Annotated in this window: 3 protein-coding genes; all 3 read right to left on the reverse strand. The window is 77.0% G+C overall.

Translation table 11 applies throughout. The features are described 5' to 3' along the window. Positions 1 to 1,270, reverse strand: a 1,270-nt coding sequence (locus tag VR45_RS33695) for an FtsX-like permease family protein (RefSeq protein WP_199926051.1), incomplete at its 3' end; no start/stop codon positions are given. Then, complete coding sequence (locus tag VR45_RS33700; RefSeq protein ID WP_078897098.1) at positions 1,270 to 2,082, reverse strand: ABC transporter ATP-binding protein; 813 nt, start codon at positions 2,080 to 2,082, stop codon at positions 1,270 to 1,272. The genes VR45_RS33700 and VR45_RS33695, both read right to left, overlap by 1 nt. Before the next feature lie 73 nt (positions 2,083 to 2,155). Then, on the reverse strand, positions 2,156 to 5,253 hold a 3,098-nt coding region (locus VR45_RS33705), incomplete at its 5' end, for a BTAD domain-containing putative transcriptional regulator (protein WP_234326425.1).

Below are 5,253 nucleotides of genomic sequence, written 5' to 3' on the forward strand. Positions count from 1 at the left end.
GGCCCCGGCCCAGGCCGGGCCGTTCCACGGCCGCCTCGGCGAGGGCCTCGGCCGGCCGGATGCGGGAGACCCGGCGCGCCGAGATCCGCGCCGCCGCCCAGGCCCCGGCGGCGGTCGCGGCGAACCCGGCCAGGAACGGCAGGAAACCCGGGGTGAGCCGCAGCGTCTCGGGCACCGCCCCCAGGGCGACGAACCGGCCGTACAGCCAGACGGCGACGGGCAGGCCGGCGCACACCCCGGGCAGCCCGGCGAGCAGCCCGACCAGCACCGCCTCACGACCGATCAGCCGGCGGACCTGCCGGGGTGTCGCCCCGACGGCCCGCAGCAGCGCGAGCTCCCGGTGGCGTTGCTGCACGGCCAGCGCGAAGGTGCCCGTCACCACCAGCACCGCGACCAGCAGCGAGGTGCCGCCGATGGCACCGCCCAGGGACACCAGCTTGGTCCGGGCCTTCGCCGCGTCGAGGAACTCGACCGGGCCCCGGTCGGCACCGGTGGCCACCCGGGCCGTGCTGCCCGCGCCGGTCAGGGCGGCCCGGACCCGGGCGGCGAGCTCCGCGCCGGGGACGCCGGGCTCGGGCAGCACTCCGACGGCGGCGACCAGCCCGGGGTGGCCGGCGAGCCGGGCGGCCTCGTCGTCGGCGAAGAACAGCGAGCTCTGCTGCCGCAGGTCGCCGTCGGCCGGGGCGGCCACACCGCTCACCCGGTACTCGCGCGGGGCACCGGTCGACCGGACCGTCAGCCGGGCGCCGGGGGCGAGGCCGGCCCGCCCGGCGAGTTCCCGGTCGACGACGACCTCGTCCGCACCGGCCGGGGCCGCGCCCGCCACCAGTGCGAACGGAGTCAGCGGGGCCGAGGTCCAGGCGTGTCCGAGGGAGGGCCCGCCGTCGACGCCCGCCAGCACCTGCCCGGCCGCACCGACCGCGTGGGCGGGGAAGGTGAGCTCGGGCAGCACGGCCCGCACCCCGGGCAGCGCCCGGAGTCCGTCCACGGTGCCGGCGGGCAGCCAGGCCCGCTCGCCGAGCGGCTTCTCCTTGTGCTTGGTCTTCGTCTTCCCGCCGCCGCCCGACACGGTGACCTGGTGGACGTTCTGGTCCGCGGCGACGAGCACCGGGGTGCCGGCGTAGCGCTCGGTGCCGATCGTGCCGCGCAGGCCGGTCTGCAGCAGGATGCCGCAGGCCGTGACGAGCGCGGCGGCGCAGAACAGCGCGAGGAAGGCACCCGTGAACGCGCCCCGCCGGGCGCGCAGGGTCTGCAGGGCGTAGCGCAGCATCAGGCCCACGCCCCGAGGTGCGTCATCCGGTCGGCGACCCGGTCGGCGGTGGGCGCCGGCATCCGGTCGACGATCCGGCCGTCGGCGAGGAAGAGCACGGTGTCGGCGTAGGAGGCGGCGACCGGGTCGTGGGTCACCATGACCACCGTCCGGCCGTCCTCGTCGACGCAGGAGCGCAGCAGGGCGAGGACCTCCTTCGCCGTCACCGTGTCCAGCGCGCCGGTGGGTTCGTCGCCGAAGACCACGTCGGGGCGGGTGATCAGGGCGCGGGCGATCGCCACCCGCTGCTGCTGGCCGCCGGAGAGCTCGGCGGGCCGGTGGCCGGCCCGGCCGTCGAGTCCGACCCGGCGGAGGATCTCCTCCGACCAGGCCGGGTCCGTCCGCTCGCCGGCCAGTCGCAGCGGCAGCTCGATGTTCTGCCGCACCGACAGGGCCCCGATCAGGTTGAACGCCTGGAAGACGAAGCCGACCCGGCGCCGGCGCAGCTCCGTCAGCCCGTTCTCGTCCAGGTCCGCCAGCGGGGTGCCGCCGATGGCGGCGTGGCCGCCGGTCGGCTTGTCCAGGCCGGCGGCGCAGTGCAGGAAGGTCGATTTGCCGGAGCCGGAGGGGCCCATGACGGCCGTGAACGAGCCGTGGGCGATGTCGACGGAGACGCCGTCCAGCGCGCGGACCGCCCGGGCGCCCCGGCCGTACTCCTTCACCACGCCCTCCAGGCGCAGCGCGGGGGCGGGGGCAGGGGTGGGGCCGCCGTCCGGGGGCCGGGGATCGGCGGACGGGCGGGCGCCGTGACGGGCGCCGTGACTGGTGGGCATCGCAGACTCCAGAACTCGGTGTTCGATCTGCGACGACGCTAGGGAGCGGCGTTATCGGGGGCTTATCGGCCGGTTAAACCGCCGCGGTGCCCGGTCGAACCACGATGGTGCCCGGGTCCGGCTCCCCGGCACGGGCCAGGGCGGCCCTGGTCCGCTCCACCCAGGGCGGCGCGTCGATGCCGCGGAAGAGGTCCAGCGCGGCGCCCAGCTGGGCGCGGGCCGGGTCCGGCCGGCCCGCCTCGTGGTGGAGTTCGCCGAGGAAGAGCCTGACCTTCGCCTCGACGATCGGGCTCCAGGTCCGCTCGGCCACCTCCAGCGCCTCCGCCAGGGTCCGCTCGGCCTCGTCCACGGCACCCGCCCGGTGCCGGGCCTCGGCGAGCCCCAGCAGCGTGTACGCCAGCCCGAGCAGGTCCGAACGCTCCCGGACGATCGCGAGCGCGCGGGTGAACTCGACGGCCGCCGTCTCCGGCCGGCCGACCGCCAGATACGCGCAGGCCAGCCGGTACCGGGCCTGCGCGACGCCGCGCAGCGTCCCGCCGATGCTCTCGCAGATCCGCACGGCCTCCTGCCCGAGTCCGACCGCTTCCTCGGGCCGTCCGAGGTCGAGGGCGCACTGGGCGAGGCTCTGCAGGACGAAGCCCTCGCAGGAGAGGTCGCCGACCGCCCGGAAGATCGCGAGGCCGTCCCGCAACCGGTGTTCGGCCAGCTCGTAGCCGCCCCGGTGCCGGTCGACCAGCGCGAGGCCGTTGAGCACCATCGCCCGGCCGAAGTCGTCGCCCTCGGCCTCGAACAGCTCCAGGGCGCGCCCGTAGTGCCGGGCCGAGGCGTCGAGCCGGCTCAGCCGCAGCTCCACGCCCCCGAGCTCGCGCTCCATGACCGCCTCGCCGCGCCGGTCGCCCGCGGCCCGGGCCGCCTCCCGGGCGGTCTCGCTGCACCGGCGCCAGTCCTCCACGTAGTTGCGCGCGGTGAACAGCGTCCCCGTGGCGGCCGCCAGCTCCCACGACAGTTCGGCCAGGCCCGTCCTGGCCGTCCGGTCCACGGTGGCGACCAGCGACAGCCGCTCGGCCTCGTACCAGTCGAGCGGGACGGCCAGCAGTTCGTCCAGCAGGGCCGGGTCGAGTTCCGGGGTCGGGGTGCTCCCGCGGATCACCGCGAACGGGCCGCCGTGCTCGCGGCGCCGGGCCTCGTCGGCGATGCCCAGGAAGGTGAGGAAGAAGCGTTCGCAGGCCGCGTCCCGGGCCGGCCCCGACTCCTCGGCCCGGGCCAGCTCGCCCGCGTACAGCCGCATCAGGTCGTGGAAGCGGTAGCGCAGCTGCCCGGCGGCGTCGACCCCGACGGCCTCCAGGAACTGGGCGTCCACCAGGTGCTCCATGAGGCCTTCGGCCTCCGGCACCCCGGTGTCCAGGAGTGCGGCGCCGGCCCAGGCCGCGAAGTCGGGGACGGGGAGCAGTCCGAGCAGCCGGCAGAGCCGGGCCGCGTCGGGCGGCAGGTAGCGGTAGCTCAGCGCGAAGCTCGCCCGCACCTGGGACTCGCCCCGGCTCAGTTCGTCCAGCCGGCGTCGTTCGTCGGCCAGCCGGGTGACCAGGTGGCGGACCGTCCAGTGCGGCTTCGACGCCAGCCGCGCGCCGGCGATCCGCAGCGCGAGCGGCAGCCGGTCGCAGAGCTCGGCCAGGCGGGCGACGTCCTCGGGCGCGTCCTGGAGGCGGGTGCGTCCGACGATGCGTTCGAGGAGTTCGACGGACTCCGGCCGCGGCAGCAGACCGAGCCGGACCCGGGCCGCCTGCGGCCAGGTCACCAGCTCCTCCAGCTGGTCCCGGCTGGTGGCCAGGACGGTGCACCCGGCGCTGCCGGGCAGCAGCGGCCGAAGCTGCGCGAACGTCCGGACGTTGTCGAGGACGATCAGCACCCGGCGGCCGGCCAGCAGGCTGCGGTAGAGCGCGACGCGGTCCTCCGACCCGCTCGGGACGGCGTCGCTCTCCACGCCGAGCGCGCGGAGGAACCGCCCCAGGACGTCGTCGGCGGTGGTCAGCGCGTGCTCGTCGGAGTAGCCGCGCAGGTCGGCGAAGAGCGTGCCGTCCGGGAAGCGGTCCCGGACCCGGTGGGCCCAGCGGACGGCGAGGCCGGTCTTGCCCACCCCGGCCACCCCGGTGACGAGGCCGACGGCCGGGACGGGCCCGGCGCCGTCCGCGTGCGGGGCCACCAGGGAGTCCAGCGCGGCGAGTTCCTCCGTCCGGCCGGCGAACCCCGCGACCTCCGGCGGGAGTTCGGACGGCACCGGGACACCGTGCGGCAGGCCCCGGTGGTCCGACGGCCGGGCGGCCGGGGTCCGGGCGGGCGCGGTGCTGACGGGCGCAGTGCTGGCGGGCGCAGTGCTGGCGGGCGCAGTGCCGGCGGGTGCGGGCAAGGACAACGGCACCGGCCCGGGCAGCAGCGCCGGATCGTCCCGCAGCATCGCCTCGTTCAGCTCCCGCAGGCCGGGCCCCGGCTGGACGCCCAGCTCGTCGATGAACCGGCGCCGGGCCTCCCGGAAGCCCGCCATCGCCTCGGCCCGGCGGCCGGAACGGTACTGCGCGAGGATCAGCTGCTGGCGGGCCCGTTCCCGCAGCGGGTGCTCCCTGACCCGGGCGGCCAGCTCGGGCAGCAGCTCCCGGTGCCGGCCGAGCGCGAGCCGGACGTCGGTCGCCGCCTCCTGCACGCTCAGCCGCACCTCGTCCCAGCGCGCGGCCTCGGCCTCCACCGGCCGGCCGCGCACCCCGGCGAGGGCCCGGCCGCGCCACAGCGCCAGCGCCTCGGTGTAGGCGTGCTCCGCCTCCGTCGGCCGGCCCGCGCGGACCGCGGCCTCCGCCTCGGCGACGAGCGCGGTGAAAACGGCACTGTCCACGCTGTGCCCCTCGGTGCGCAGCCGGTAGCCGGGGTGGGCGGTGACGATGACCGCCTGGTCCCCGCCCTCCCCGCCCTCGGTGCCCGTACGGCCGAGCGATTTGCGCAGCCCGGCCACGACGATCGCCACCTGGGTCCGTGCACTGGCCGGCGGAGCGCCGTCCCAAATCACGTCCACCAGCGTGTCGGTGGCGACGATGCGGCCCGGTTCCAGCAGGAGCAGGGCCAGGACGGTGCGCTGCCTGGCCCCGGCGATCGTCACCGGTTCCCCGCCCGCCGTGACCGCGAGCG

The sequence above is a fragment of the Streptomyces sp. NRRL S-495 genome (assembly GCF_000966955.1).
Lineage (GTDB): Bacteria > Actinomycetota > Actinomycetes > Streptomycetales > Streptomycetaceae > Kitasatospora > Kitasatospora purpeofusca.